Genomic DNA, 1,586 nt, shown 5'->3' on the forward strand with positions numbered 1-1,586 from the left:
GGCTTGAATGGGCGGAGCTTGGAGGCCCGCCAGTGAGCGAACCGACGCGAAGGAGTTTCGGGACGCGAATGATCACGTCCTTGGGGCAACAGCTAAAGGGCCAAGTCGAACTCGACTACCGACCGAGCGGGTTTGTATACAGGCTAAACGTGCCCGTGGAGGCGCTCACCACTCGGTGACGCTTGAACTGTCTGCTGACGCTACGGTGATATCGGGAATGCCCGCTTTGGGTCGATTCTCACCGCTGGCTTCGGGCCTGGATGAAAGTGGGGACACGCACGACTTAACGGGTCTAAGCTGACGCCCCGGACAGGTCGCGCGGGTTCCCACTTTCGACACCCCTGGCGCGCCCCCCGCCACAGGGACTAGGCTCGCGCCATGTCCAAATCCGATAAGTCCGACGACGGCCTCAACGATCTCGAACAGGCGCAGCTTGCCCTGGTGCGCAGCCAGCAGCGGGCGATGGAGAGCGGCGCCAAGGTGCTGATCATCTTCGAGGGCCGCGATGCGGCGGGCAAGGACGGCACGATCCGGCGGGTGATCGAGCATCTCTCGGTCCGCGCCACCCGGGTCATCGCCCTGCCCAAGCCCTCCGACCGCGAACGCAGCCAGTGGTACTTCCAGCGCTATGTCGGATACCTGCCGGCCGCTGGTGAGGTCGTGATCTTCAACCGCTCCTGGTACAATCGCGGCGGCGTCGAAACGGTGATGGGGTTCTGCACGCCCGAGGAGCACGAAGCCTTCCTCCGCGACGTGACGACCTTCGAGGCCATGCTGGTGGAGAGCGGCGTCACCCTGGTGAAGCTGTGGCTGGACGTCTCCAAGAAGGAGCAGGCCCAGCGCCTGGAGGAACGCCGCACCGACCCCCTGAAGGTGCTCAAGTCCAGCCCCCTGGACGCGGCCGCCCAGTCCAAGTGGGACGACTACACCAAGGCCCGCGACGAGATGCTGAAACGCACCCATGCCCCGCGCACCCCCTGGGTCTGCGTGCGCAACGACGACAAGACCGAGGGCCGGCTGAACGTGCTGCGCTACCTGGTCAACGCCATGGCGCCCAAGGACATCGCCAAGAAGATCAAGGATCCCGATCCCAAGGTGGTCTTCCCCTTCGAGATCGAATCGCTTTCGGACGGGCGCCTGGAGCGCTGACGGCGAGGCATGACGCAGACCCTCACCGCACTGGACGCCCGGCGCATTGCGCTGGCCGCGCAAGGCTTCGCCGATCGCCGCCCAGCCGACCCAGGCAAGCGTCACCTGATCAAGACCATCGAGCGGCTGGGCCTGCTGCAGATCGACTCGGTCAATGTGGTCAGCCGCACCCACTACCTGCCGCTGTTCTCCCGGCTCGGCGCCTATCCCCGGCCCCTGCTGGAAGAGATCGCCTGGGGCCAGAAGCCGGCCCTGTTCGAATACTGGATGCATGAGGCGTCGCTGGCCCCCCACGCCCTGCAGCCCCTGATGCGTTGGCGGATGGACGACGCCCGCGAGGGGCTCGGGACCTGGAGGGGGGTCGCCCGTTTCCTGCGCGAGAACCGGACCTTCATCGACAAGGCGCTGGCCGAAATCCACGCCCGCGGCGCCATCTC

Annotated in this window: 2 protein-coding genes; both read left to right on the forward strand. The window is 66.1% G+C overall.

Translation table 11 applies throughout. The features are described from left to right. Positions 1-378: 378 nt before the first annotated feature. A complete protein-coding gene (gene ppk2, locus RMO97_RS04040) occupies positions 379-1,149 on the forward strand; it encodes a polyphosphate kinase 2 (RefSeq protein WP_310539259.1) in 771 nt (256 codons plus the stop codon). A gap of 9 nt (positions 1,150-1,158) precedes the next feature. Further along, the coding region (locus RMO97_RS04045) for a DNA glycosylase AlkZ-like family protein (RefSeq protein WP_310539260.1) at positions 1,159-1,586 on the forward strand (428 nt) is incomplete at its 3' end.

Origin of the sequence: Phenylobacterium sp., assembly GCF_031425575.1 — a bacterium.
Classification (GTDB): domain Bacteria; phylum Pseudomonadota; class Alphaproteobacteria; order Caulobacterales; family Caulobacteraceae; genus Phenylobacterium.